Genomic DNA, 26259 nt, shown 5'->3' with positions numbered 1-26259 from the left:
GTCCGAGACCACAACTTCGGGACCCTCGGCAATCTTCCCGACACACTGTTGCTATCTTTGCCGACACACTGTCGTGAAAAGCCCACAGGGCTCAGGGAGATGTCATGTACTGAACATCGGCGACACCGTCACCATCGACCGGATCGGCACCACACTGCGGGTGGTCGGCGCCACCTCCGACCAGCGCACCTTCGGGCACGTCGACGTCGCGTTCGTGCCACTGCGCACCTGGCAGGAGATCCGCGCCGGAACCCGGCCCGGCGACACCCCACACGCACAGGCCTACGACGAAGCCACTGCCGTTGCGCTGCAAGTACTTCCGGGAACGGACCTCGACCTCGCGGCGGGGGACGCGGCCGCGGGTACGTCGTCGGTGCCACTCGAGGAGTCGTTCGCCTCGTCGCCCGGGTTCTCGGCCGAGACCAGCACGATGACGCTGATCCAGGTGTTCCTGTACGCGATCTCGGCACTGGTCGTCGGCGCGTTCTTCACGGTGTGGACCATCCAGCGCAAGCACGAGATCGCGGTGCTGCGGGCGCTCGGCGCCCCCACCCGTTACCTGCTGCGGGACGGCCTCGCCCAGGCCCTGCTGTTGCTGTTGGCGGCGACCGCGGTCGGGGCGGCCGTCGGCTCCGGCGTCGGCTCGCTGATCGGCGGGGGAGTGCCGTTCGCCCTCGACCCGACGTCCGTCGTGACCGCGTCGGCACTGCTGATCGTGCTGGGCCTGCTCGGCTCCGCCGCCGCCATCGCCCGTATCGCGTCCGTCGACCCGCTCACCGCACTCGGAGGTGCCCGATGACCGACCACCGAAACGTCTCCGCCACAACAGCTTCCGCACCAGGGTCCAGCGACCGGGATGACACCGGTCTGGTGCTGCGCGGGGTGAATCTGAGCCTCGGAGACGGCGTGGGCACCGTCGTCGCGCTCGACGACATTCACCTCACGGTGACCCGGGCGAGTTCGTCGCCGTCGTCGGACCGTCCGGATCGGGCAAGTCGAGCCTGCTCGCCGTCGCGGGCGGGCTCGGCCACGCCGACTCCGGCACCGTTCTCGTCGACGGCCACGACCTCTCCGCGCTGTCGGCGCGCAGGCTGGCCCGGTTCCGGCAGACCCACATCGGTTTCGTCTTCCAGTCGGGCAACCTGCTCGCCGCTCTCACCGCGGCCGAACAGCTGGAACTCGTAGCTCGCACGGCACCCGGGTCGGACCGGTCCCGCTTCCGGGATCCACTCGAACTGCTCGACGCGGTCGGGCTCGGAGACAAGCAGGACCGGCGCCCAGACCAACTGTCCGGCGGCGAACGTCAGCGCGTCGGGATCGCGCGGGCGCTGATGGCCCGGCCGTCGGTGCTCCTGGTGGACGAGCCGACCGCGGCCCTCGACCGCGCCCGCAGCCAGGACATCGTGCGACTGCTGGCGCGGGAGACCCGGCAATCGGGCACCGCCACGGTCATGGTCACCCACGATTACGATGTTCTCGACCACTGCGACCGGGTCGTGACGATGACCGACGGTCGCCTCACCGCCGTCTGAGCCCCGCCCGGACCGGCCGCACCGGGGAAGGGGACCACGCGTGCCGCGGATCACCGCACCGACCGTGGCCGAGCATCGCGCCGCGCAGCAACGGGCCCTTCTCGACGCCGCGCGCGAGCTGCTCGCCGAGGGTGAGCCGGAGATCCCCGGGTTCGCCGAGGTCGCGGCGAGGGCGGGGCTCGCACGATCCAGCATGTACCAGTACTTCCGGTCGCGGCAGCATCTGCTCGAGGCGCTGATCGAGGACGCGTTTCCCCGCTGGTCGGCGCGGGTGGACGAGGCGATGGCGGCGGCCGGCGCCCCCGACCGGCGGATCCTCGCGTACGTGACCGCCAACCTCGACCTGGTAGCGGAGGGCGAGCACGCCATCGCGTCGGCGATCGCGGCCGTCGCGCCGAGCGAGAAGGTGAACAGGGCGAGCGCGGAGATGCACAACCAGCTCAAGGCGCCGCTGGTGGACGCGCTCGACGAGCTCGGCGTGCCCGACGCCGCCGAGACCGCCGACCTGGTGAACGCCGTCGTGCACGCCGCGTCCCGGCAGATCGAAGCGGGCGCGGACGTCGCGGCGGTACGCTCCCGTGCCACCGCACTGATCGAGCCGTACGTGACCTTGGTCGCGCATCGGACCGGGTACGGGAACAGCACAACCTAGTCTGGTGTTGAGCCAGTCGACGTCCACTACCGGGAAGGCCCCATGACTACTCCGACCTCCGTTCGCGACCTGATCATCGTCGGCTCGGGACCTGCCGGGTACACGGCCGCCGTCTATGCCTCGCGCGCCGAGCTGGAGCCGCTGCTGTTCGAGGGCACCCAGTTCGGTGGTGCCCTGATGACCACCACCGAGGTCGAGAACTTCCCCGGTTTCCGCGCCGGCATCATGGGTCCGGACCTGATGGACGAGATGCGCGAGCAGGCCAAGCGCTTCGGCGCCGACATCCGCACCGAGGACGTCGACGAGATCGACGTCACCGGCCCGGTGAAGAAGGTCGTCGCGAACGGCGAGACCTACTACGCCCACGCCGTCATCCTCGCGATGGGCGCCGCCGCTCGTTACCTGGGCATTCCGGGCGAGGAGACCCTCCTCGGCCGCGGCGTGTCCGCGTGTGCGACCTGCGACGGCTTCTTCTTCAAGGACCAGGACATCGTCGTGGTCGGCGGCGGCGACTCCGCGATGGAGGAGGCCACCTTCCTGACCCGCTTCGCACGTTCGGTCACCCTGGTGCACCGGCGTGAGGAGTTCCGCGCGTCCCGGATCATGCTCGAGCGCGCGAAGGCGAACGAGAAGATCACCTTCGTCACCAACGCGGAGCCCGTCGAGGTGCTCGGTGAGACCAGCGTCACCGGTCTCGTCGTCCGTGACACCGTCACCGGTGAGCAGCGGACCCTGCCCGTTACCGGCATGTTCGTCGCGATCGGCCACGATCCGCGCAGCGAACTGGTCAAGGGCCAGGTGGATCTCGACGAGGCCGGCTACGTGCACGTGCAGTCGCCGAGCACCTACACGTCCGTGGAGGGCGTGTTCGCCGCAGGAGACCTCGTCGACCACACCTACCGTCAGGCGATCACCGCAGCCGGAACCGGCGCCTCCGCGGCCATCGACGCCGAGCGCTGGCTCGCCGAGCGCGGCGACATCACCGCCAACACGCTCGACGCCGCCGGTGAGCCGGTCGCAGTCGAGGCCTGACCGGCCTTCGTCCGCCAGACACCCGAGCGCAACCGACACCCGAGGAGAACTCATGGCCAACACCATCAACATCACCGACGACTCCTTCCAGCAGGACGTGCTGGAATCCGAGAAGCCCGTGCTCGTGGACTTCTGGGCCACCTGGTGCGGTCCGTGCAAGATGGTCGCGCCGGTGCTCGAGGAGATCGCCGGTGACCACGCCGAGAAGCTGACCGTCGCGAAGCTCGACATCGACGCCAACCCGTCGGCGGCGCGCGACTTCCAGGTCATGTCGATTCCGACGATGATCCTGTTCCAGGGCGGAAAGCCGGTCAAGCAGATCGTCGGCGCGAAGGGCAAGGCGGCCCTGCTCAAGGAGCTCTCGGACGTTCTGTAACCGTCGCCACGGCCCTCGGGATTGCTGTTTCCCCGGGGGCTTCTGCGAGAATCACCCCCAGGGTGTTGGCGGCACAGGCACGAGAAAGGGCTCCTTCGTATGCATCGACTCCGTCACGGCGACCGAGGTCCCGCTGTCGCCGAGATTCGGAGCACCCTTTCCGCCCTGGGCTACCTCCTCGACGGCGTCACCGCCGCGCACCGCGAGCCCGGCAGCGGTGCGCAGGCGGCTGCCGCGGACCCGGTGTTCGACCACCATCTCGACAGCGCGGTACGGGCCTTCCAGCAGCAGCGAGGCCTCCTCGTCGACGGTGTCGTCGGCGCGGCGACCTATCGCGCGCTGCGGGAGGCGTCCTACCGCCTCGGCGCCCGTACCCTCGCGTACCAGGTCTCGGCCCCGCAGTTCGGCGACGACGTCGCGGCGCTGCAGACCAGGCTGCAGGATCTCGGCTTCTACTCCAGCCGCGTGGACGGTCACTTCGGACCCAAGACCCACGCGGGGCTGTCCTCGTTCCAGCGGGAGATCGGGATCGCCTCGGACGGGATCTGCGGTCCGCAGACCCTGCGGTCGCTCGAGCTGCTCGGCACCCGCGTCACCGGTGGGTCCCCGCACGCGATCACGGAGGAGGAGTCGGTTCGCCGCTCCGGACCGCAGCTGAGCGGCAAACGCATCGTCATCGATCCGGATCTCGGTGGGGACGCGACCGGTGCCGTCGTGCCGACGCCGCACGGCCCGATCACCGAGGCGCAGATCCTCTGGGACATCGCCAGCCGGCTCGAGGGCCGGATGGCGGCGACCGGGATGGAGACGTTCCTGTCGCACCCGCCGAACAGCAATCCGTCCACCGCCCAGCGGGCCGAGACGTCCAATTCGTTCGACGCCGACCTGATGATCTCGTTGCGCTGCGCGAGCAGCTCGAGCCCGCAGGCGAACGGTGTCGCCACCTTCCACTTCGGCAACTCCCACGGCGCGACGTCCCGGATCGGACAGGTGCTCGCGAACTTCATCCAGCGCGAAATCGTCGCTCGCGCACCACTTCAGAACTGCCGTTCGCACGGTCGCTCGTGGGATCTGTTGCGGCTCACCACGATGCCCACGGTCCAGATCGACATCGGTTATCTCACAAACGATTCCGATGTGAAGACGCTCATCAACCCGCGCAACCGCGACACCATCGCGGAGGCGATCCTGGTCGCGGTGAAGCGGCTGTACCTGCTCGGTCAGGACGATCAGCCGACGGGCACGTTCACCTTCAAGGAACTGCTCGCCGAGGAGCTCGCGAAGGCCGACCGCGCCTGAGCCGACCGCGGCGCACGCGTCTCGACCGGGGCGTGGTCCCCTGATCCCCCCGTCGAACGCCAGGGGCGCGCCGACAAGGGATGGAGAGAAACGTCCTAGAGCACACCCACGGCCGACTTGTGGGTGCTCTCGGGCACCGTGACGGCGGCCGCCATCAGCAGTCGCTCCAACGCCGATTCGACATCGGCCTTCCAGCCCAGGTCACGGTCGAGTTCGAGACGCAGACGGGGGAACCGCTGATGCGCCGCGACCACCTCGAAGCCCATGTCCTCGAGGAACGAGGCATCGATCATGCACTCGGACGGGCCGCACACATGCGAACTGCCCGCCGTACGGTCCTCGTCGGGGCCGCGGACGATGCCGAACGCCTCGATGGCGCGAACGCCGCGACGCACCAGATCGCCCACGACGGCCTGGATCAGGCTCGGCCCCACACCGTCCAACTCGGCGACCGGTTCGAGGCGCATGTTGGTCAGCAGGACCGCGTCCGGGCTGACGGGAGACGTCGGAAAGAGCTTGGCGCGGGGCACGTTCCCGGGCGGGGAGTACAGGGCGCATCCCGCGGGACGCCCGTCGAGGGTGGCGATCTGTCCGCACGAACCCCACTCCAGCATGACCATCGACAGCCATGCTTCCTTTTCGAACTCGGGGTCCGCGTACACACGGGAATCGCGCAGTGCGTCGGGATCCATCTCCCAGAAGACGCAGCGGCGGGCGTGACGAGGTAGTTGATCGAAGCCGTCGAGGGTGAGTGGGCTGATGCGCATCGACACCCTGACACTCGCCTCCACGACACCGCGCGCGGGCGCCGAGAAGAGGCGTCCCACGCATTCAACCGATCTTCAGGTAAAGGATAGGCGATCAGGTTCTGCCCGGCCGTGGTGGCCGCGCAGAACCCGATCACTCGTGTGCCCGAACCTGTTCGTGCACGGCCGGAGCCTCGCCCTTCGGCCGGTTACGTCACGGTGACGCAACCGGCTCCCTCGGCGGTCAGGCGCCAGGGGACTCCATCATCTCGACGATCCGCTGGAGGTCGTCCACCGAGCCGAACTCGACGACGATCTTGCCCTTCCGCTTACCGAGGCTGACGGTCACTCGGGTGTCGAACGCGCCCGACAAGCGATCCGCGACGTCCTGAAGCCCGGGCATCTGGATCGGCTTGCGCTTGACCGGGGGAGCGGGGAGGTCCCCGCCGTCCCTGTTCGCGAGCGTGACGGCCTCCTCCGTCGCCCGCACCGACATGCCCTCGGCCACAATCCGCGCCGCGAGCACCTCCTGCGCATCCGCGCCGGCCTCCAGCGACAGCAGCGCACGCGCGTGCCCCGCGGAGAGGACACCGGCCGCCACCCGTCGCTGAACCGGAATCGGCAGCTTCAGCAATCGGATCATGTTCGTGACCACCGGCCGGGACCGGCCGATCCGCGTCGCCAGCTCCTCGTGCGTGACGTTGAACTCTTCCAGCAGCTGCTGGTAGGCAGCGGCCTCCTCCAGCGGGTTGAGCTGGACCCGGTGGATGTTCTCCAGCAGCGCGTCGCGCAGCATGTCGCCGTCGTTGGTCTCCCGCACGATCGCCGGGATGCTCGTGAGACCGGCTTCTTGGGAAGCCCGCCAGCGGCGCTCGCCCATCACCAGCTGGTAGCTGTCGGGTCCGATGGCGCGGACGACGATCGGCTGCATCAGCCCGAACTCACGGATCGAGTGCACGAGTTCCGCCAGCGCCTCCTCGTCGAACACCGACCTCGGCTGCTTCGGGTTCGGCTGGATCTGGGCCGCCGGAATCTCCCGGTAGGACGCGCCGACCGGCGTCAGCTCCTCGGACGCAGCCTTCCCACCTGTGGGCTTAGCATCTTTCGGCTTCGATGCGGCCGCAGGCTCGGCATCCGTCGAGGGTGCGGAGTCGGCGGGGGTGGCCGGCTCGACCTTCGTGTCGGCGTCCGCGGCGGCACCCGTATCGGTGGGGGAGGGGACCGGTTCGGTCGCGGTGTCCGGCGTGTCCGTTGCCGGCTTCACCGGTGCGACCACGTTGCCGATGATGACGTCGGCTGCGGCAGTCCCGAGCCGGGGTCCGGCGTCGGGGCCCGTCGGAATCAGTGCCGCGAGGCCCCGTCCGAGACCGCCCTTGCTTCTCTGTGCCACTAGTTCTCCTGCGCTTTGGTCGATGCGGTACGAGCAGCGAGTTCACGGCCGGCGTCCAGATAGCTCATCGCGCCACGTGAACCGGGATCGTAGTCGAGAACGGTCATCCCGTAACCCGGAGCCTCGGAGACCTTCACGCTGCGCGGGATCACCGCACGCAGGACGGCCTCTCCGAAGTGGCCGCGGACCTCCTCGGCCACCTGGTCGGCGAGCTTTGTGCGCCCGTCGTACATGGTCAGCAGGACCGTCGACACGTGCAGTTCCGGGTTGAGATGGGATTTGACCAGCTCGATGTTGCGCAGGAGCTGACCGACGCCCTCCAGTGCGTAGTACTCGCACTGAATCGGGATCAGCACCTCGTTGGCCGCCACCAGCGCGTTCACAGTGAGCAACCCCAGCGACGGCGGGCAGTCGACGAGGACGAAGTCCACACCGAGCTCCGTCAGAAACGCCTCGGACAGGGCGTTCTTGAGTCGGTTCTCCCTGGCGACCATGGACACGAGCTCGATCTCCGCGCCGGCGAGATCGATGGTGGCCGGGATGCAGTACAGCTTCTCGCTGTGCGGGCTCTGCTGCACTGCTTCCTTCGGGGTGACCTCGCCGATCAGCAGTTCGTAGCTCGACGGGATCCCGGAGTGGTGGGGGACACCGAGTGCCGTGCTGGCGTTGCCCTGCGGGTCGAGATCGACCACCAGAACGGTCAGACCCTGAACGGCCAGTGCCGACGCCAGGTTGACGGCCGTCGTGGTCTTGCCGACGCCGCCCTTCTGGTTGGCGATCGTCAACATCCGGCGGCGCTCCGGCTTCGGCAGCGTCACACTCCCCGGGTGCAGCACCTGGCTCGCACGCTGGGCGGCCGCACCGATGGGGGTGTCCTCGAGGGAGATGCCGTCGTAGGGACCGGATGCGGGCTCGTCCTGGTTCGGAGACACGTAGTCGGCGGATCGCGACGAATTGTGGTCCGTTTCACGTGAAACGGTAGCTTCGGGTCCACCCGTCATGTAGTGCTCCTTCACTGGACTGGCTCGATCACCGCTGAACCACGATTGTCATCGCCGGTGGGATTTCTTCGGAATGCGTTCCGCCCGAACAACAGTCGTCGGCGTCGGGAGAATCCCGACGCCGCACTCGACGACCTCAAGCTTGCCAGCCCCCAGCCTGGTTAGGGAAGCACGATCGCGCTCGATCTCCTCGGCGGCGCTGGATCCCTTCATCGCCAACATGCGGCCGTGCGTGTGGACCAGCGGCAGTGACCACCGCGCGAGCTTCTCCAACGGGGCGACGGCACGCGACGTGACGACGTCCGCGCCCCCGGCCTCCTGGATGACCCCGGCCTGCTCGGCGCGACCCCGCACGACGCGGACGTCGAGACCGGCGGATTCGATGAACTCCGCCAGGTAGACGGACCGGCGCAGCAGAGGTTCGACCAGCGTGATCCGCAGGTCCGGGCGCACGATCGCGAGCGGGATGCCGGGGAGACCGGCACCGCTTCCCACGTCGACGACCGACTCGCCCTCTCCGATGAGTTCGCCGATCACGGCGCAGTTCAGGAGGTGACGCTCCCAGAGTCGCGGGACCTCCCGCGGTCCGATCAGTCCACGCTCGACACCGTCCGTGGCGAGGGAGTCGTGGTACTTCAAGGCAAGGGGAAGCCGGTCCCCGAAGACACGTTGAGCGGCGTCGGGAAGGGTTTCGGACTCGATGGGTTCCACGTGAAACATCTTCCCGCGCACTCGCGAGATTCCACAAACCAACAGGCCGTATTCCGATGCCCGACATGAGAACTTCACGAACCGACATCGAATGGCGGGCAATAGGGCCGCGGAGGCGCCTCGTCGTGGCGAGCCTCGGTGGGGGAGGGGAGTGGTTCGCAGCGTCACGACAGCGCTCTCGATGTGCCTCGGTCGCCGCGCGACTCGGATCTCACCTCGTCGCCCACTGGGCGGGCAACACGGCCAGACCCCGAACCATGCGTCGATTCACCGACTGTTCCTGTTTCACGTGAAGCATCACGGAATCGCCGGCACCAGGGTGGTAGCGCAAGAGGTGCGCGGGCACCTGCGCTCGGGCGCGCGAATCGGATCGGATCGGGCGGCGCTGATTCGGCCGCTTCCGCAGGGCGCGGGGAGCACCCCAGGAGTGAGCGTCGCCCGGAGCCCTCACGCGGGTTCGCTCGCCGCCCGCCGGACCGACAGATTTGGCGAGTCCACGACGAGCCCGGCGGGATCGGTCACCTGGGCAGCGGGTGATGGACCGACCACACGCGCTGCTGCCGTCGCGATGTTTCACGTGAAGCAGTGCCACACCCCGATACGACATCGACGGCCGACGATCTCCACCGCGCATGAGCGAAGCCGCGCCGCGGGTTGGTGGGCAACCCTCGTTGGGATACCCGCGCCCGTGTCGATCGGCAGCCTCACGCCGCGTCGGCTGTCGGCGACTGCCGTCACGCAATCCATGCTCACCGGATCACGTCAATCGGCAAGTTCGGTCGGCACGCGCACATCGAGACCGTCATGTCACACCCCAAGTGTCGGCAACCGCTCGGGACCCCGCCGGTCGCGACCGTGTCCGCGGCGTCGGGTCGGTTTCACGTGGAACCTGCTACTCGTCCCAGTCGGATTCGACTGGCACACCAATCGTCATCCGGCGACCCTGGGGCAGTGCCCGGACGCCTACCGCGACCGTGTACCGACCCGAGGCGCCGATCCTCGAGAATGCGCCGGTCCGGTTCGCGGGACGACCGACGGGGTGGTGCAGTCCTGGACGAGGTCCGGCACGCCGCGGCGCCCGATCCGACACGTGAACGAACGGGGACGTAGGTGGGGACGAACCGGCGCGGGTCCCAGCGCCAAGGGGATCTATCGGTCCGACCGAAGGCAGCCATCTTCGCCGCCCACGGGTAGCTCCGTCAGGCGGGTTGCCCGCAGCACGTTGCACCCGGAAGTCGGGGGCATCCTCGCGGTGGGGGAGGGGAGGGGTTCGGGCTCACCCTCATCCGCCGTCGAGAACGTGCGCGCCGTCGGCCGGCCGACCTCGAACCGTTGTGAGACTCGAAGCAGGGACATCGGTCGACGCCGCCCACCTGCCGACTCCACCTCGAGCACGGCCGGGGATCGCCGTTCGCAACGCACTGTTTCACGTGAAGCACTGTCGGGAGTCGATCGACTGGGAACGACCGAGCACGCCGCCGGCGCTTCGTGTCTTCGGTTGGGACGTGCATGCAGTACGGCATCACCTCGGCTGAGCTCGTCCCGCGCAGCCGCGGTCGCGTACCAATCGCACACACCCTCCGGGTCCACCGCACAGTTCCGCGTCGCACGAGTCGCGGAAGCGCCTCGTCGTGGCGGACCTCGGTGGGGGAGGGGAGTGGTTCGCAGCGTCACGGCAGCTCTCGAAGTGTCCCGCCGGGGGGTCAGCCCACAACCGCGTCCAGGCATGGTGGCGCGTCTCCCAGTCGCCGAAGCTTCTCCGCACAGGACGGTGCCGCGGCCAGGGCGCAGAACTCCGCCGGCGCACGTCTATCGACCCCGAATGCCGGAAGCCTGCCGGCACCACTCCTGCAGGACGACGCGGCGCAGCTCCAGGCGCGGCTGCTGATCGTCCTGGGCGCGGTGTACCCAGGCAGGGCGTCGTGGTGCGTGTCTGCTTCCGACCGCTCACGCGCGAGTGGCGCTCATCTCCTCATCCCGCTCGGACGCGACTGGCGAATCGATCGTCGACCGGCCACATCGCAGGAGTCACTCCACGCCTCTGTGCGGGAAGGTGGATGCCGGGATCCAGCCGAGGCAACGACGACACAGCAGCCCGGCGATCAAACGCTGAGGAGCCGATCACGGGCGATCGTGAGACGTGTGCTCGCGGCGACCGAAGCGTGGTCGCGCTGTCTCGCCTGCAGTGAGAAGACCTGTTGAGCCACCGTGACGAGGCCGCATGGTTTCACGTGAATCAACCACGACAGAACACAACCGACCCGTATCGATCGGTTGGCCGGAGATCTGTACGAGAGCGCCGGTTCTTCGACGCCTGCGAGACCGGCCGCCGCACTCGAGTCCCGTCGCGGCGTCGAACCGGGCGCTCGGGTCGGCGTCCGCGATGGCGAACCGTCCCGACTGTCTCGTGACGCTGTGCGCGATCACGCGACTCACCGCGACACCTCCTCCCCAGCAGTCGCGGGACCATGACCGAGTTCGCGGCGACGCTGGAGGACGTTCCGTGTCGAGTCGTGTTGGCGGACGGCCACGGGGCGGTCTCGATCGAGGGCGCTTTCGCGACCGTCGTCAGCACCGACGGCGGCGTCAAACGCATTCACACCTCTCTGGCCCCCGGATCGTATCCACACGAAACCGATCACCGCAGTGGGTGCATGGACGCTTGATGCGCGGGCCGCTTCAGCAGCCGAGGCGTCCGACGCAGGCTGACCTCCGATGTAGCGGCGCAGTCTCGAGGCCAGATCCATCGAGGACGGGCGATGCCGCGTGACACGTCTGAACGGGAAGCCGCCGACGCGGCGCGCGTCGTCGTCGGGTGGACCAGGCGCGACGAGCAGCGACCCCGTAGATCGTGTACGTCGCCGATCTCTCCTTCGCCAGTGGCAATGAACATGAGTTGCGCGACCAGGACTGCGCGGTTCCACGTGGAACGATCTCGGCCCGACGAACCGACTCGTACCGAGAGGTCGCTGGAGCCGAGCGCCAGAGTCGCATTTCGGTGGGGGAGGGGAGGGGTCGGCGCGAACCGACATCGCAACATTCACCGCGTTCACAGCCACGGCCGACCGCCTCTGCAACCCGTGTCGACATCCGGCAGTACGACCTGGGCGCATGCTCCACCCGGACGGGACAACCGTCCCGGAGCACGCCCAGCCGAGGAAGCGACCCGGGGGACATCCGGCGCGCACTGGTGGGTACGCGCTCGTGCCGTGCACACCATCGGACCCTCGAGCGGAACGTGAGCAGTTCCCGGCAGCGCGTGAGGAGCTCGGCTCGCAGCGGTTCCGCCCGCTCGGCCAGCGACTGCGCGCACGTAGTCGGCGCGGCCCGCCGCGGTCTCGACGAGCTCGAGCGTCGCGAGGTGCTGTACGGGCCGGGCGCGGGAATTCCGTGCGGGGGACAGCCCAACGATCGCAGTCGCCGCATCGACGGAACGTCCGTTGCGACTCACACCGTCCGGTCATCGCCGTCGTCTCGCCGACTCGACGGCAGAGGGTCACCCGCGGATGCCGTCCTGCGGTCACCCCGAGATGGGGTCGACCGACACTGCAACAGGGGGCGCACGAGGCGCGGAACGACCTGTCGCGGATTCACGTGAAACCGCGGTTTCGTGGCTCCGGTCGGCCCACGCACCCGAACCGGTACGGGGAGCCGTTCCCGGTTCGATCGGAATGCGGGCCGAGGAATGGGCATGTCCCTCAGCCCGGATCCGGTCCGGGCACCCTCATGGCGGAGGCCCCCGGTGGGGGAGGGGAGGGGCTCGGCGTCTGCCGATCCGAGGGCACCGCTCCGAGACGACGAACACGCGGCCGCGCGGCCCGGTCGCTGTCCGTTCGACTCCGGTCGCGAGTGGAGAACCCGCCCCAAGGCCGATTCGTTGGATCACTTCACGCATGTGCGGGCGTGCGTTGTCGACGTTGTCGGTTCCACCGATCGGTCGACCTCCCTCGAACCGGTCCGCGGCGTCACAGTGACGAAATATCCCAGGGTGTCCATGTAGGAATTCACACCCTGAGACCTTCGGGTTACCCCCGCCTCAGCGCGGCAGAGTTGGTCACCGAATTCGGCTGTACAACAACATGATTCCCACCCAGGACAGGACGACACCGGTCGGACGTCGCCCCGCGACGGGTCCGGCGGCCCATTCCGCCGAGTCGGCCGGCAACACCCCGAAAGAAGAAGTGTCGTCGACCGCCCGAGTGGCCTCGCTCGTCGAGTGCACACCCTGTCCGACGCGAGACTCCGATAACGGCGTGGTTCTGCACCCGTCGTCCACGTCTGGTGAGCACTCGTCTCCAGATGACGACAGCGAGCCCGCCGCGGTGTCGACGAACGGGGTGGAGTCGCACCACGGAGGACCTACGCGGCGAACGACGCAGAGCGCCCGATGGCGCAACTCCGCGCCGGATGCGACCGCAGGCGCCGCCCGACACCTGTCGCGTCGACCGACCACGAGTCGATCGCCGTCCGGCAGCCTCGCGAATCACCCGAGGTATCGGCTCCTGGACAGAGCCGAAGCCGATACCGGATTGCGTCCTGTGGACCTCACCCGCAACGTGCGGCGATCGAACGCCAATGGCGACGGATCGCCCTCGTCCGGCATCCCGTCCGGCAGGTCGGACAGGTCGTCGGTCGCACGCCGCCGCGAAGCTGACCGTACAGCCCTCCGCTCCGATGGAGTCGTCGCGAGACACTCCTCGATCCGGGATGTCGGCGGGTGGGGGAGGGGAGTGCGAGGACGGGACCGCGGCACGACCTTCGTTGCGGACGCCCGGATGCATGCCGCCGGGAGGACTCGTCACCCGTCGCCACACTCCGAGGCGGGTGGCACCCCGACTCGCCCCTCGATTCGAGCGAGGTACGCCCGGTGCCGGTCCGACTTCGGGGTCGATGCGGATTCACGTGAAACATTCGAGGCGAACGCCCGACACCGTGGAACGCAGAAGGCTCCCGACCGCGGGGGTCGGGAGCCTTCCGAGAATGCGTGCGGATCAGCCCTTCAGCACGACCACGCGGCGCGACGGCTCAGCGCCCTCGCTCTCGCTCGTGACACCGTCCACGCCGGCAATCGCGTCGTGGACGATCTTGCGCTCGAACGGGGTCATCGGGGAGAGCGACTCCGGCTCACCGGACGCCAGGACCCGCTTCGCGGCAGCGAGACCGATCTCGGTCAGGTCTGCGCGACGGCCCGCACGCCAGCCGGCGATGTCGAGCATCAGTCGGCTGCGCTCGCCCGTCGCCTGCTGCACCGCCAGGCGGGTCAGCTCCTGAAGCGCGTCGAGAACCTCACCCTTGCGGCCCACGAGCTTGCTGAGGTCGTCGCCGCCGTCGATGCTCACGACGGCGCGGTCACCCTCGACGTCGAGGTCGATGTCGCCGTCGAAGTCGAGCACGTCGAGCAGCTGCTCGAGGTAGTCGCCTGCGATCTCACCCTCTTCGACGAGCACGTCCTCCTCGTCGAGCTCCTCCACGGGCGCAGCCGTTGTCACGTCCGCCACGATCTCGTCCACTCCGTCCCGCCCGGTATCCGGATCATTCGCCATCGTCGTTCTCTTCTCTGTAAAGGGAGAGCGCAACCGCGCTCGGAAGTCCTCGGACTCGCGTCACCGCTTGCGTTTGGTGTTCTTCCCGCGATTGCCCTGGGGTTTCGCACCGGGCTTCGGCTTCGCACCCGGAGCTGCTTGCGCACTGCTCGACGTCTCGGTCGCGTCACCGGATTCGCCGGCGTCCGGATCGCCGGCCTTCTGCGCGGCGCCCTTCGCCTTCTTGCCTGTGGACGGCTTGGCACCCGGCTTGGGAGCATTCTCGGCTCGACGCTCGAGCGCCTTGGCCTTCTTCTCCTCTTCCTCCGCGTCGATCCGACGGAACACGAGGTGCTGCTGAGCGTAGGTCCAGATGTTGTTCGACACCCAGTACAGGAGGATGGCGATCATCAGGAACGGGCCACCGACGAGCACGCCGAGCGGGAACACCCACAGCGACAGCTTGTTCATGATCGCGGCCTGCGGGTTCGCGGCAGCGGCCTCGCTCTGGCGGGCGACGGAAGCACGCGAGTTGAAGTGGGTCGCAACAGACGCGATGATCATCAGCGGAATGGCGACGACGGCGATCGTCCAGATCGTCGGGATCGGTTCACCGTAGGCAGCGAGCTGAGCCTGCGGTGTCGTCATCGCGGCAGCAATCGGGGCACCGAACAGGCGCGCGTCCAGGAAGGACTGAACGTCGGCCGCCGAGAACGCGTAGTTCGCGGTGTTCGCGTTCTCCTCCACGGACATCCCGAGCTGACCGAAGCCCTCGCCGGTGCGGTTGAAGGACCGCAGCACGTGGAACAGACCGATGAACACCGGCGCCTGCAGCAGGACCGGCAGGCAGCCCATCAGTGGGTTGAAGCCGTGCTCCTTCTGGAGCTTCTGCATCTCCAACGCCATCCGCTGACGGTCGTTGGAGTACTTCTTCTGCAGCGCCTTGATCTGCGGCTGCAGTTCCTGCATCTGGCGGGTGGTGCGGACCTGCTTGACGAACGGCACATACAGGATCGCACGCAGGGTGAACACGAGGAACATCACCGACAGCGCCCAGGCGAAACCGTTGTCCGCCCCGAGGAACGAGCCGAACACCTTGTGCCAGACCCAGAGGATCCAGGACACCGGGTAGTAGATGAAGTCGAGCACGGCTCTAGGTACTCCTCTTGTCGCCCACGGTCAACAGGTCGTGGGGTTGCTGGTCGGTGTCCCGTGCACCGTGCTCCCGGGTGGCGCCACCATGTCGGTGGGACCGGCGTGTGGATACGGGATCCCAGCCCCCAGGATGCCAGGGTCCGCATTTGAGCAGTCGCACGACCGTCAGAATCGTTCCGACGACGGCGCCTCGCTCACGCAGCGCGTCGACCGCGTACTCGCTGCAGGTCGGTGTGAACCTGCAGGTCGGCATGCGTGTCGGTGACACATAGGTGCGGTACAGCTCGATGCAGAAGATCAATACCCGCGCAGGTGCACGACGAACACCCGCGAGTCGATCGGCCATCGCCGTGCCGCCGTCCGTCATCCTGACTCACCCACGGCCATGAGATCCAGCTTGCGCAACCCGGACCTCATCTGTCGTGCGAGCTCGTCGGACGTGGCGGTTGCCGAACCGGGGAGGGCGCGGATGACGACGAACGATCCCTCCGAGACCTCGTCGACGAGGCTCGCGCAGATATGACGAAGCCGGCGTGCGACTCGATGTCGAATCACCGCCGGCCCGACAGCCTTACTCACAACCAAACCGAAACGCGGACCCGGGTCGCTGACGAGCGATCCGGCCTGGGCATTCGCCAGGGCATGGACCACGACGTCCGGGCGGGCCGCACGTCGACCACGACGGACAGTGGACGCAAAGTCCGCTCGCCGCCGCAACCGGTGCGGCTCAGGCAGCACCCGGGGTCCCGCGCAGGTAGATCAGGCGGAGAGGGACGCGCGGCCCTTGGAGCGGCGCGCAGAGATGATGGAGCGGCCCGCACGGGTCCGCATCCGGAGACGGAAGCCGTGAACGCGCGCGCGGCGGCGATTGTTCGGCTGGAACGTCCGCTTGCCCTTGGCCACGGTCGACACTCCTCGTAAATCGTCGGCGCCGTTCGACGCCAGTCTGTGTAGCTGAAATTCGGTGGTCACCGGTCGCGACGGACATGCACCCGACACAGGCTCGGAGGAGCACGATGCGGTCAGCATGAAACCGCCACCTCGAACAGGTGACTGTACGAGACTACGCAGCGCGGGCGGTCAGGTCAAACCACGACGGCGTGCGACACGCCACGTTCCCAAGAGTCCTTGCCACTGCGCCACCATTGTGCATCGACGCCGGAGCCGTCGTGGTGCCCAGAACCACATTCCGCCCGCACTCGCGACCGCGACGGAGCCGTCGCCGCAGGTGAGGGCAGCGCACCCGACCCCCACGACCCTCGACTCCCGGTGGATCCAGCACTCGGACCTTTATCCACACTTGTGGATAATTGTGTGGAAACACAGATCAGGTGGCATATTCGAAGCCTTGTGCGGGAAGTTATCCCCAGCGTGGACAACCCCCGATCACAGATCGGCGCGGAGTGACCGCGGCACGGACTCGGGAGGGCCGACGTTGAACGAGGAAACGAACACCCTGGCGCGAGTCTGGGTGGATGTCCTCGCCGAACTGACCGCGGACAAGTCCGGGCAGCCGCTGAGCAAGGCACAGAAGGCAATGCTGGCGTTGGTCAGACCGCTCACCCTCGCCCAAGGCTTCGCGCTGCTGTCGGTTCCGTCCTCGTTCGTCCAGGAAGCGATCGAACGTGATCTGCGCGAGCCGATCCTGGAAACACTGAACCGGCACATCGACGAAGGCGTCGAGGGCCTCGGTGTGCGTGTCGCACCCCCGACGAACGAGACCCTCACCCCGGTCGTTCCCGAACCGGCCCCGATCCCGGTCGCCCCCGCCCCGGAACCGCCCGCCCCCTTCCGACACGAGTCGGATGCAGCGAACACCGGTGTGGTCAGCGTCGAGGCGTTCCGCCGGCGCAGGCCCAACATCGGGGAGGCGGACCTCTTCGAGCCGGATCCGAGCGAGCACGACGAGATCGACGAGGACGGCGAGGCGATCGCCAGCGTCAACGAGTCCTGGCCGTCCTACTTCACCAAGCCGCCGACGACGCCTGCGACCGCCTCCGACGGCAACAGCCTCAATGCGAAGTACACCTTCGACACCTTCGTCATCGGTGCGTCGAACCGGTTCGCCCACGCCGCCGCGGTCGCCTGCGCCGAGGCACCGGCGCGGGCCTACAACCCGCTCTTCGTGTGGGGCTCGTCCGGACTCGGCAAGACCCACCTCCTGCACGCCGCCGGCCACTACTCACAGCGCCTGTTCCCCGGCATCCGGGTCCGGTACGTCTCGACCGAAGAGTTCACGAACGACTTCATCAACAGCCTCCGCGACGACCGCAAGGTCGCGTTCAAGCGCCGTTACCGGGAAACCGACGTGCTCCTCGTCGACGACATCCAGTTCATCGAGGGCAAGGAAGGCATCCAGGAGGAGTTCTTCTACACCTTCGAGGCACTGCACAACGCGAACAAGCAGATCGTCATCACGTCCGACCGGCCGCCGAAGCAGCTGGCGACGCTGGAGGAGCGGCTGCGGACCCGGTTCGAATGGGGTCTGATCACCGACGTCCAGCCTCCCGAGCTGGAGACGCGGATCGCGATCCTCAGCAAGAAGGCGCGAATGGACCGCCTCGACGTCCCGCACGACGTCCTCGAACTGATCGCGAGCCGACTCGACCGCAACATCCGCGAGCTCGAGGGCGCGCTGATCCGTGTGACGGCGTTCGCGTCGCTGAACCGGCAGGCACTGGACCTCAGCCTCGCCGAGGTGGTGCTGCGGGATCTGATGCCCGATGCGAGTCCGCTCGAGATCGACGCGTCCACCATCATCGCGGCCACCTCGGAGTACTTCGGGCTGGCCATCGAGGACCTCTGCGGTCCCGGTAAGACGCGTCCGCTGGCCCAGGCCCGCCAGATCGCGATGTACCTGTGCCGTGAGCTGACCGACCTGTCCCTGCCGAAGATCGGCAACACGTTCGGCCGCGATCACACCACCGTCATGTATGCGGACAAGAAGATCCGCAAGGAGATGACGGAACGACGCAAGGTCTACGACCAGGTGCAGGAACTCACAGCGAGAATCAAGCAGCGCGCACGCTGACCGGTTGTCCACAGCGCAGAAGGCGGATCGTCATCCACGATGACGGTCCGCCTTTTCCGTATGCCCAGCGCACCGGGTGTGCACGATTCACCATCCACACGTCTCCACAGGAAAACCGGACGTTTCCACACCCGATGTGGACGTTTCTCGGGACAGAACCGACCGGCCCACCCACACGGATGTGGACAACCGGGGAACAACGGGGGATCAACTGTGGACGCGCGGTGGATGAACGTGAACAACTCGGAGTGCGTCCACAGCCGCTCCCGATTCATCCCCGTTCGATCCCCACGAAGTCCCCATGCGCTCACACACGACGACCTGCGTCGACAGGCCGTTGTGCACAGAATTCACAGGACCTACTACTACTGCTTGGTTTTCTTCGAAGATATTCATTTGAAAACAGGGTGTGTGGAAAGTGTTCGTTCACAGCCCGTCGGGGCTGTTCTCGCCACGCTTCGACATGGACCGCCTCCGGCTTTCAACTTCGTGCCGGAGGGCTTACGGTGGGCTTCTGCCCGCTGTTGAAGCCACTGCAGCGGCTACGCGATGTGCCTACGGAGAGGATCAGCCCAGCGATGGAGCTCGGGAGCATGAAATTTCGGGTCGCCCGGGAAGACTTTGCAGATTCTGTCGCGTGGGTGGCTCGCAGCCTCCCGTCCCGGCCGCCGGTTCCGGTGCTCGGTGGTGTCCTCATCGCCGCCGACGACCAGGGGCTGACGATCTCCGGCTTCGACTACGAGGTTTCTGCACAGGTGAGGATCGCTGCAGAGGTCTCCGATCCGGGCACCGCACTCGTCTCCGGCAAGTTGCTTGCGGACATCACGCGCTCGTTGCCCGCCAAGCCTGTGGATCTGACTGTGGATGGCACGCGGGTGCTCATCACCTGCGGCAGCGCGAAGTTCTCCCTGCCGACGATGCCGGTCGAGGACTACCCGCAGCTGCCCGAGCTCCCGCAGCAGACGGGCTCGCTGCCCGTCGACCTGTTCTCCGAGGCGATCAGCCAGGTGGCGGTGGCGGCAGGCAAGGACGACACGCTTCCCATGCTCACCGGCATCCGCGTCGAGATCGAGGGTTCGAACGTGGTGCTCGCGGCGACCGACCGCTTCCGGCTCGCGGTCCGTCAGATCGAGTGGACGCCCACGAACCCGGACACGAGCGCGGCCGTCCTCATCCCCGCGAAGACGCTCTCCGAATCCGCGAAAACCCTTGGTGGAGGCTCGGCTTCGCCCGTCGAACTCGCATTCGGCGCCGGCTCCTCTGTCGGCTCGGAGGGCCTGCTCGGCATCGTCGGAGAGGGTCGTCGCACCACGACCCGTCTCCTCGACGCGGAGTTCCCGAAGTTCCGTCAGCTGCTGCCCGCCGAGCACACCGCCGTCGCGACGGTGGAGGTCGCTCCGCTCGTCGACGCGATCAAGCGCGTCGCACTGGTCGCCGAGCGCGGCGCCCAGGTGCGGATGCAGTTCTCCGAGAACGGACTGCTGCTCGCCGCAGGCGGTGACGACGCGGGCCGCGCCGAGGAAGCGCTCGAAGCGCAGTTCCAGGGTGAGGCACTGACCATCGCGTTCAACCCGACCTACCTCACCGAGGGCCTGAACTCGCTGCACAGCGATCGTGTGACCTTCGGATTCACCACCCCGAGTCGTCCGGCCGTGATGCGTCCGGCGTCCGAGGAGGAGCCGGCCCCCGGCGACAGCGGCACCTTCGCGGCACCCGACAGCGACTACACCTACCTCCTGATGCCGGTTCGTCTCCCCGGCTGACGGCTGCGCCCCCGCGAGTCCAAGAATCGAAGGGAACGACAGCGATGCAACTCGGACTGGTCGGCCTCGGCAAAATGGGCTTCAACATGCGCGAACGGTTGCGCGGTGCAGGCCACGAGGTGATCGGTTTCGATCCGCGGCCCGAGGTCACCGACGTGGCGTCGCTGTCCGGTCTGGCCGCGGCGCTCAGCGCTCCGCGTGTTGTCTGGGTGATGGTGCCGTCTGGCCCGATCACCCGTCAGACGATCACGGAACTCGCCGAGGTCCTCGAGGCGGGCGACCTGGTGATCGACGGCGGGAACTCCCGCTTCACCGAGGACGGTCCACACGCGGAACTGTTGTCCGCCAAGGGAATCGGTTACCTGGACTGCGGCGTGTCCGGGGGTGTGTGGGGCCTGGAGAACGGCTACGGCCTGATGGTGGGTGGTGCGGACGCCGATGTCGCCCGGGCGATGCCCATCTTCGACGCACTGCGCCCGGATGGGGAGCGGGCCGACGGATTCGTGCACGCTGGTCCGGTCGGGGCCGGTCACTACGCCAAGATGATCCACAACGGCATCGAGTACGGCCTGATGCACGCGTACGCCGAGGGTTACGAACTGCTCGCCGCCGAGGACCTGGTGACCGACGTGCACGGCGTGCTGCGTGCCTGGACCAAGGGCACGGTGGTCCGATCGTGGCTGCTGGATCTGCTGGTCAAGGCACTGGCCGAGGATCCCGAGTTCGCCGAGATCTCCGGATACACCCAGGATTCAGGTGAGGGGAGGTGGACGGTGGAGGAAGCGATCAACCACGCCGTCCCCGCGCCGGTGATCTCGGCCGCGCTGTTCGCCCGGTTCGCCTCGCGCCAAGCCGACTCTCCCGCGATGAAAGCCGTGTCGGCGTTGCGGAACCAGTTCGGAGGGCATGCGGTGCAACGCATTTCGGAATCCGGGCAGCCATAGGGTGTTCGTTCGCAAGTTCTCTCTGCGAGATTTCCGATCCTGGGACGCAGTCACCGTCGAACCCGGTCCCGGCATCACCCTGTTCCTCGGGCCGAACGGTCACGGCAAGACCAATCTGCTCGAAGCGCTCGGCTACCTCGCCACCCTGTCGTCGCATCGGGTCGGGGCCGACGCTCCGCTGATCCGCGCCGGCGCCCAGGCTGCGCAGATCGGGGCCACGGTCGTCAACGACTCGCGCGAACTGTCGATCGACGTCGAGATCAACGACGGCAAGGCCAACCGGGCACGGATGAACTCCTCGCCGCTGCGTCGGCCCCGCGAGATCCTCGGCGTGCTGCGCGGCGTCCTGTTCGCGCCCGAGGACCTCTCACTCGTCCGCGGCGACCCCGGGGACCGGCGCCGGTTCCTCGACGAACTGCTCAGCTCCCGAATCCCCAGAATGGCCGCCGTACGCGCCGACTACGACAAGGTGCTGCGACAGCGCTCCGCGCTGCTCAAGACCGCGGGCGGAGCCCTGCGGCGGGGTACCCGCTCCAGCGACGGCGCGAGCGCACTGGCCACCCTGGACGTCTGGGACGGGCACCTCGCGATGCACGGCGCGGAACTGCTCGCGGCGCGGATGCGGCTCGTCGCCGAGTTGGGACCGCACGTCGCGGAGTCGTACGCGCGCATCGCCCCGGAGTCGCGGCCGGCGTCGATCGCCTACCGGTCCAGCCTCGGTGCCTCCATGCCCGAGGAGCTGACCGACCCCGGCCATCAGTGGATCCGTGAGGACGTCGAGCTGCTCGAGGCGAGCTTCCTGAACGAGCTGGCCCAGGCCCGGCCGCGGGAGATCGATCGCGGCGTCTGCCTCGTCGGTCCACACCGCGACGACCTGGAACTGCGTCTCGGAGACCAGCCCGCGAAGGGGTTCGCGAGCCACGGCGAGTCCTGGTCGTTCGCGCTGTCGCTGCGGCTGGCCGCGTTCGAGCTGCTGCGGTCGGACGGCACCGACCCGGTGCTCATGCTCGACGACGTCTTCGCCGAACTGGACCGCAAGCGTCGGCGCGCCCTCGCGACCGTCGCAGCGGACGCCGAGCAGGTGCTGATCACCGCGGCCGTCACCGAGGACGTACCGGAGGAGTTGAACGCGACCCGGTTCGCGATCGAAGCCGTCGACCGGCCCGAGGGCCGCATCTCCACGTTTCGCTGACCATCCACACCCTGTGAGTGATGGGCGCGATGTCACATCCGCTCCGTCCGACGAGCACGATGTGACATTCGGCCCACCTGCGGCGAGTGCCGTACGGGGTGTCGAGGCGGATCTGCTGGGATGATCGGGACGGAAGGGAGCGTCGATGAGTGGTGAATCGGAGAACGCGAGCGGCGGCGAGCCGGAGCTGCGCGGCGTCGACATCGCTCGCCGGGCACTCGAGGAGGCCCGGGCGGCCGCAAAGGCCAGCGGCAAGGCCGTCGGGCAGGGCCGGTCGTCACCGAAGCCCCGCGCGCGCGTCACGGGCCGCCGGGGCTGGTCGGGTTCGGGACCCGACGGCAGGGATCCGCAGCCGCTCGGTGCGTTGACGAACGCGGTCGCCAAGAGTCGTGGTTGGTCGGCGCGGGTCACCGAGGGCACCGTCTTCGGCCGGTGGGCGCAGGTGGTCGGCGAGGACATCGCCACCCACGCCGAGCCGGTGGCGCTGCGTGACGGTGTGCTGGCGGTGTCGGCCGAGTCGACGGCATGGGCGACGCAGCTGCGGCTCATGCAGGGACAGATCCTCGCGAAGATCGCGGCGGCGGTCGGCGACGGCGTGGTGACGAGCCTGCGTATCACCGGGCCCACGGCTCCGAGCTGGCGAAAGGGAGAGCGTCACATCCGAGGGCGTGGCCCCCGGGACACCTACGGCTGAGTTCGCACACGCCTGTTTTTGTCTATTACCCAGTGTTACAGTTACCTCACCAGCCGTGAGTGAGCTGTGTCACGCGCGACGCCCCGGCGTCGCAGGAAGGGGACGACGAATGGGCACCGAGACGGTCGACCGGACAGTGGCCGACGAGCCGGACCATCTGATCCTGCAGGCCAGGAACGTCGACTTCGACTGGACCGACCTGCCGATGCACTGGGTCGACGGCGACCCGTTCACCACCCACGTCTTCAACGTCATGCACATCCTGCTCCCCGCAGGTGAGGACTGGTTCGTCGACACCTTCAAGGAGGCGCTGCCCCTGATCGACGACGAGCAGCTGCGGGCGGACGTGGCGGGCTTCATCGGGCAGGAGGCCATGCACTCCGCCGCGCACTCCGGCGTGCTGGTCCACCTCAAGGCGAAGGGGCTGGACCCGACGCCCTACACGGACCAGATGAACTGGCTGTTCGAAACCCTCCTCGGACCGCGGCCGCTCACAGCGGGACGGCAGGAGAACTACCTCATCGAACGTCTCGCGCTGATCGCCGCGATCGAACACGTCACCGCGTTCCTCGGCGACTGGGTACTCAACGCACGTGCCCTCGACACGGCCGGGGTGCACCCGACGATGCTCGACCTGTTGCGCTGGCACGGGTCGGAAGAGGTCGAGCACCGGTCGGTGGCCTACGACGTGCTGCGCTACTTCGACAAGCGGGAATCGCGCAGGCTGCGTACCCAGCTCGTCGCGACTCCGGCGCTGGTGTACCTGTGGATTCGTGGCACGCGATTCCTGATGGCGAACGATCCCGAGCTCGCGCACCTGGCGCACCACCGCCGCCGGCCGCACGTCGCGGACTTCCGTGCCGCCGGACGGCGCGGCGTGCTGCCGACCACCACGGGTCTGGTCCGCCGGATGAGCCGGTACTTCCGCCGCGGGTACCACCCGTCGCAGGAGGGGTCGACCGCGCAGGCCGTCGCCTACCTGGCGTCCTCGCCCGCGGCCCGCGCCGCAGTTCGATGACGGGAACTCGAAACGCCATGGAAGAAAACATGATTCATGGACGATTTCCCTCCGATCTGCGGGGGCGCAGGCGTCCGGATCGCGTGATGAGAGTGCTCGGAACCGTCGTCGAGGGCTATCTGGACGTCCTCGCCCGGCGTGACTACGACCCGGCGCACGCCGGGCACAACCCGGATTCCGCGATGACACTCGTCGTCACGGACCGGAGGGTCGTCGCGACGGACGAGAACGTCGTCGCACTGACCTTCGCGGCACCCGACGGGCGCGAGCTGCCCCGATGGCAGCCGGGCTGCCACCTGGACTTCCACCTGCCGTCCGGTCGGCGCAGGCAGTACTCGCTGTGCGGTGACCCGGCCGACTCGTCGCACTACACCGTTGCGGTGCGGTCGATTCCGGACGGCGGGGGCGGGTCGCTCGAGATGCACGCGCTCGAGCCGGGAACGGGCGTCACCGTACGAGGGCCACGCAACGGGTTCCCGTTCGTCGGCACCGGCAGTGCGCTGTTCGTCGCGGGCGGCATCGGAATCACACCGGTGATCGCGATGGTGCGGCGGGCGCGTGAGATCGGAATGGACTGGCAGCTGGTCTATTCCGGCCGATCACGCGAGACGATGCCGTTTCTCGACGAGATCGAGGGATGGGACCCGGAGCGGGTCGTGATCCGCACCGACGACGAGGACGGGCTGCCGACCGCTGCCGATCTCCTCGGCCGTGCGGTGCCGGGCGGATCCGTGTACTGCTGCGGGCCGGCACCCATGCTGGAGACGGTGCGCGACCACGTCGACGAAACGGGTGCGGCTGCACTGCACATCGAGAGGTTCGGTGCGCCACCGATTCTCGGCGGAACACCGTTCGAGGTGGAACTGGCCCGCAGCGGCGAGGTGCTCCCCGTCCCCGCCGACGAGTCGATCCTCGACGTGGTCCGGCGTCGTCACCCGGGCGTCGGGTACTCCTGCAGGCAGGGATTCTGCGGCACCTGCGCGGTGAGGGTCCTCGCGGGCACCCCCGACCACCGGGACTCCCGCCTCGGCGCTGACGAGAAACGCGACGAGATGTTGATCTGCGTCTCGCGTGCCGCCGCGGGCGACCGCCTGATCCTCGATCTCTGACACCCAAGGAACGCACGAATGACGCCGAACGACAACAATCTTCGAGACTCGATCCGGGAGACCACGGTCCGCAACGGAGCGGTGGAACTCGCGGTGTACGAGGAGGGGAACCCGGACGGACCGACCCTGCTCCTCGTCCACGGCTGGCCGGACACCCACCGGTTGTGGAATCACGTCGTCCCGCTGCTGGCGGACCGGTTCCGGATCGTCCGGTACGACACGCGGGGTGCCGGACGGTCGACGTCGCCGACATCCGTCGCGGACTACCGGCTCGAACTGCTCGCCTCGGATCTGCTCGCCGTCGTCGACGCGGTCAGTCCCGACGAGCCGGTGCACGTGGTCGCGCACGACTGGGGATCGCTCGAGGCATGGGAGGCAGTCTGCTCGCCCGGCGCCGCCGATCGCATCGCGTCGTTCACGTCGACCTCGGGGTGGTGCTTCGACCACCTCGGTCACTGGATGCGGCGCACCCTCCGCACTCCGAGCCCGTCCGGGGTGGGGAAGGTGCTCGCCCAGTTCGCCGCGTCGTTCTACGCTGTGCTCTTCCACGTGCCGGTCATTCCCGAGATCGTCACCGGACGGCTGATCGCACCGCGCTGGCCGCGGTTCCTCGCCCTGTTCGACCGGATGGACCCGGCGCTGGCGCTGCCGTCCGAGACGATCACCCGCGACGCGGCCAACGGCATCAAGCGCTACCGCGCGAACACGATCGACCGGCTCTTCCGGCCGCGACTGCGGCGCACCGAGGTCCCGGTCCAATTGCTCGTCAACACCAAGGACAAGGCGGTCCTGCCGTTCGGCTTCGAGGAGACCGGACACTGGGCCCCCGACCTGCGGCGCATGCAGGTCCCCGCCGGACACTGGTCGCCGCTGTCGCACGCGCCCGAGGTGGCGTCCCGCACCGCGGAGTTCGTGGCGAGCGTCGCCGCGCGCCCGCCCGCCGACGGTGCGGCCGCGTCGGCGTGATCGCACCCGAGTGGTCCCCGGCACCCGCAAAGGTCGCCGAAACTGCGTCTACGGGCAGCTCAGGGGTGTCGTAGATACTCCTGCGTCCGGCCCTACCAGTAGGATGGTCAGGTACCTCGCGGTCGC

The 26259-nt window shown here is 68.1% G+C and carries 20 protein-coding genes and 3 pseudogenes; 14 read left to right on the top strand and 9 right to left on the bottom strand.

What is annotated here, in order from left to right; all coding sequences use genetic code 11:
- Positions 1-109: 109 nt before the first annotated feature.
- The 6 genes and pseudogenes from ACFSJG_RS09035 to ACFSJG_RS09010 all read left to right on the top strand — a co-directional run.
- A pseudogene (locus ACFSJG_RS09035) lies at positions 110-799 on the top strand (FtsX-like permease family protein); the annotation flags it as partial.
- Positions 796-1532: pseudogene (locus tag ACFSJG_RS09030) on the top strand (ABC transporter ATP-binding protein). The pseudogenes ACFSJG_RS09035 and ACFSJG_RS09030, both read left to right, overlap by 4 nt.
- 40 nt (positions 1533-1572) lie before the next feature.
- Entirely contained in the window at positions 1573-2184 is a 612-nt protein-coding gene (locus ACFSJG_RS09025) for a TetR/AcrR family transcriptional regulator (protein WP_378484860.1), read from the top strand.
- 42 nt (positions 2185-2226) lie between these two features.
- The gene (trxB, locus tag ACFSJG_RS09020; RefSeq protein WP_378484859.1) at positions 2227-3216 is read left to right on the top strand and encodes a thioredoxin-disulfide reductase; all 990 of its coding nucleotides are present in this window, start codon (positions 2227-2229) and stop codon (positions 3214-3216) included.
- A 52-nt stretch (positions 3217-3268) separates the two neighbouring features.
- Positions 3269-3592 carry a thioredoxin gene (gene trxA / locus ACFSJG_RS09015; RefSeq protein ID WP_007537507.1) on the top strand — a complete coding sequence of 108 codons (324 nt, stop codon included), beginning with the start codon at positions 3269-3271 and terminating at the stop codon, positions 3590-3592.
- A gap of 99 nt (positions 3593-3691) precedes the next feature.
- Positions 3692-4891, top strand: coding sequence for an N-acetylmuramoyl-L-alanine amidase (locus ACFSJG_RS09010; protein WP_378484858.1), 1200 nt, complete (start codon positions 3692-3694; stop codon positions 4889-4891).
- A gap of 95 nt (positions 4892-4986) precedes the next feature.
- On the opposite strand, the gene ACFSJG_RS09005 is transcribed toward ACFSJG_RS09010, so the two are convergent.
- The 9 genes from ACFSJG_RS09005 to rpmH form a co-directional block, all read right to left on the bottom strand.
- Positions 4987-5664 (bottom strand): GNAT family N-acetyltransferase, encoded by a 678-nt coding sequence (locus ACFSJG_RS09005; protein WP_378485263.1) that lies wholly within the window; start codon positions 5662-5664, stop codon positions 4987-4989.
- A 217-nt stretch (positions 5665-5881) separates the two neighbouring features.
- Positions 5882-7027 (bottom strand): ParB/RepB/Spo0J family partition protein, encoded by a 1146-nt coding sequence (locus ACFSJG_RS09000; protein WP_378484857.1) that lies wholly within the window; start codon positions 7025-7027, stop codon positions 5882-5884.
- The gene (locus tag ACFSJG_RS08995; RefSeq protein ID WP_378484856.1) at positions 7027-8028 is read right to left on the bottom strand and encodes a ParA family protein; all 1002 of its coding nucleotides are present in this window, start codon (positions 8026-8028) and stop codon (positions 7027-7029) included. The genes ACFSJG_RS09000 and ACFSJG_RS08995 overlap by 1 nt, the downstream gene beginning before the upstream one ends.
- A 48-nt stretch (positions 8029-8076) precedes the next feature.
- Entirely contained in the window at positions 8077-8748 is a 672-nt protein-coding gene (rsmG, locus tag ACFSJG_RS08990; RefSeq protein WP_378485262.1) for a 16S rRNA (guanine(527)-N(7))-methyltransferase RsmG, read from the bottom strand.
- A 4982-nt stretch (positions 8749-13730) separates the two neighbouring features.
- Positions 13731-14282 (bottom strand): Jag family protein, encoded by a 552-nt coding sequence (locus ACFSJG_RS08985; RefSeq protein WP_378484855.1) that lies wholly within the window; start codon positions 14280-14282, stop codon positions 13731-13733.
- Positions 14283-14342: 60 nt separating this feature from the next.
- A complete protein-coding gene (gene yidC / locus ACFSJG_RS08980) occupies positions 14343-15410 on the bottom strand; it encodes a membrane protein insertase YidC (protein WP_378484854.1) in 1068 nt (355 codons plus the stop codon).
- A 4-nt stretch (positions 15411-15414) separates the two neighbouring features.
- A complete protein-coding gene (gene yidD / locus ACFSJG_RS08975) occupies positions 15415-15783 on the bottom strand; it encodes a membrane protein insertion efficiency factor YidD (protein ID WP_378484853.1) in 369 nt (122 codons plus the stop codon).
- Positions 15780-16154, bottom strand: a complete 375-nt coding sequence (rnpA, locus tag ACFSJG_RS08970) for a ribonuclease P protein component (RefSeq protein WP_378484852.1) — start codon at positions 16152-16154, stop codon at positions 15780-15782. Before rnpA ends, yidD begins: the two co-directional genes overlap by 4 nt.
- Before the next feature lie 21 nt (positions 16155-16175).
- A complete protein-coding gene (rpmH, locus tag ACFSJG_RS08965; protein ID WP_378484851.1) occupies positions 16176-16319 on the bottom strand; it encodes a 50S ribosomal protein L34 in 144 nt (47 codons plus the stop codon).
- Positions 16320-17004: 685 nt separating this feature from the next.
- On the opposite strand from rpmH, the pseudogene dnaA reads away from it, so the two are divergent.
- The 8 genes and pseudogenes from dnaA to ACFSJG_RS08925 all read left to right on the top strand — a co-directional run.
- Positions 17005-18447, top strand: a pseudogene (gene dnaA, locus ACFSJG_RS08960) (chromosomal replication initiator protein DnaA); the annotation flags it as partial.
- A 578-nt stretch (positions 18448-19025) separates the two neighbouring features.
- Positions 19026-20210, top strand: a complete 1185-nt coding sequence (gene dnaN / locus ACFSJG_RS08955) for a DNA polymerase III subunit beta (RefSeq protein ID WP_378484849.1) — start codon at positions 19026-19028, stop codon at positions 20208-20210.
- On the top strand, positions 20207-21154 hold the full coding sequence (gene gnd, locus ACFSJG_RS08950; protein ID WP_378485261.1) for a phosphogluconate dehydrogenase (NAD(+)-dependent, decarboxylating): 948 nt from the start codon (positions 20207-20209) through the stop codon (positions 21152-21154). The genes dnaN and gnd overlap by 4 nt, the downstream gene beginning before the upstream one ends.
- Before the next feature lies 1 nt (position 21155).
- Entirely contained in the window at positions 21156-22346 is a 1191-nt protein-coding gene (recF, locus tag ACFSJG_RS08945; protein ID WP_378484848.1) for a DNA replication/repair protein RecF, read from the top strand.
- A 145-nt stretch (positions 22347-22491) separates the two neighbouring features.
- Positions 22492-23040 carry a DUF721 family protein gene (locus tag ACFSJG_RS08940; RefSeq protein ID WP_378484847.1) on the top strand — a complete coding sequence of 183 codons (549 nt, stop codon included), beginning with the start codon at positions 22492-22494 and terminating at the stop codon, positions 23038-23040.
- Positions 23041-23149: 109 nt separating this feature from the next.
- Entirely contained in the window at positions 23150-24058 is a 909-nt protein-coding gene (locus ACFSJG_RS08935) for a metal-dependent hydrolase (protein ID WP_378484846.1), read from the top strand.
- Positions 24055-25167: a PDR/VanB family oxidoreductase gene (locus tag ACFSJG_RS08930; RefSeq protein ID WP_378484845.1), complete on the top strand. Its 1113-nt coding sequence runs from the start codon at positions 24055-24057 to the stop codon at positions 25165-25167. Before ACFSJG_RS08935 ends, ACFSJG_RS08930 begins: the two co-directional genes overlap by 4 nt.
- A gap of 18 nt (positions 25168-25185) precedes the next feature.
- On the top strand, positions 25186-26133 hold the full coding sequence (locus tag ACFSJG_RS08925) for an alpha/beta fold hydrolase (RefSeq protein WP_378484844.1): 948 nt from the start codon (positions 25186-25188) through the stop codon (positions 26131-26133).
- The last annotated feature ends 126 nt before the right edge of the window (positions 26134-26259 follow it).

It is taken from the genome of Rhodococcus gannanensis, from assembly GCF_042681175.1.
Taxonomy (GTDB): Bacteria; Actinomycetota; Actinomycetes; order Mycobacteriales; family Mycobacteriaceae; genus Rhodococcus_G; species Rhodococcus_G gannanensis.
Note: the sequence above shows the minus strand (reverse complement) of the source record. Positions and strands in the feature narration are given on the sequence as shown.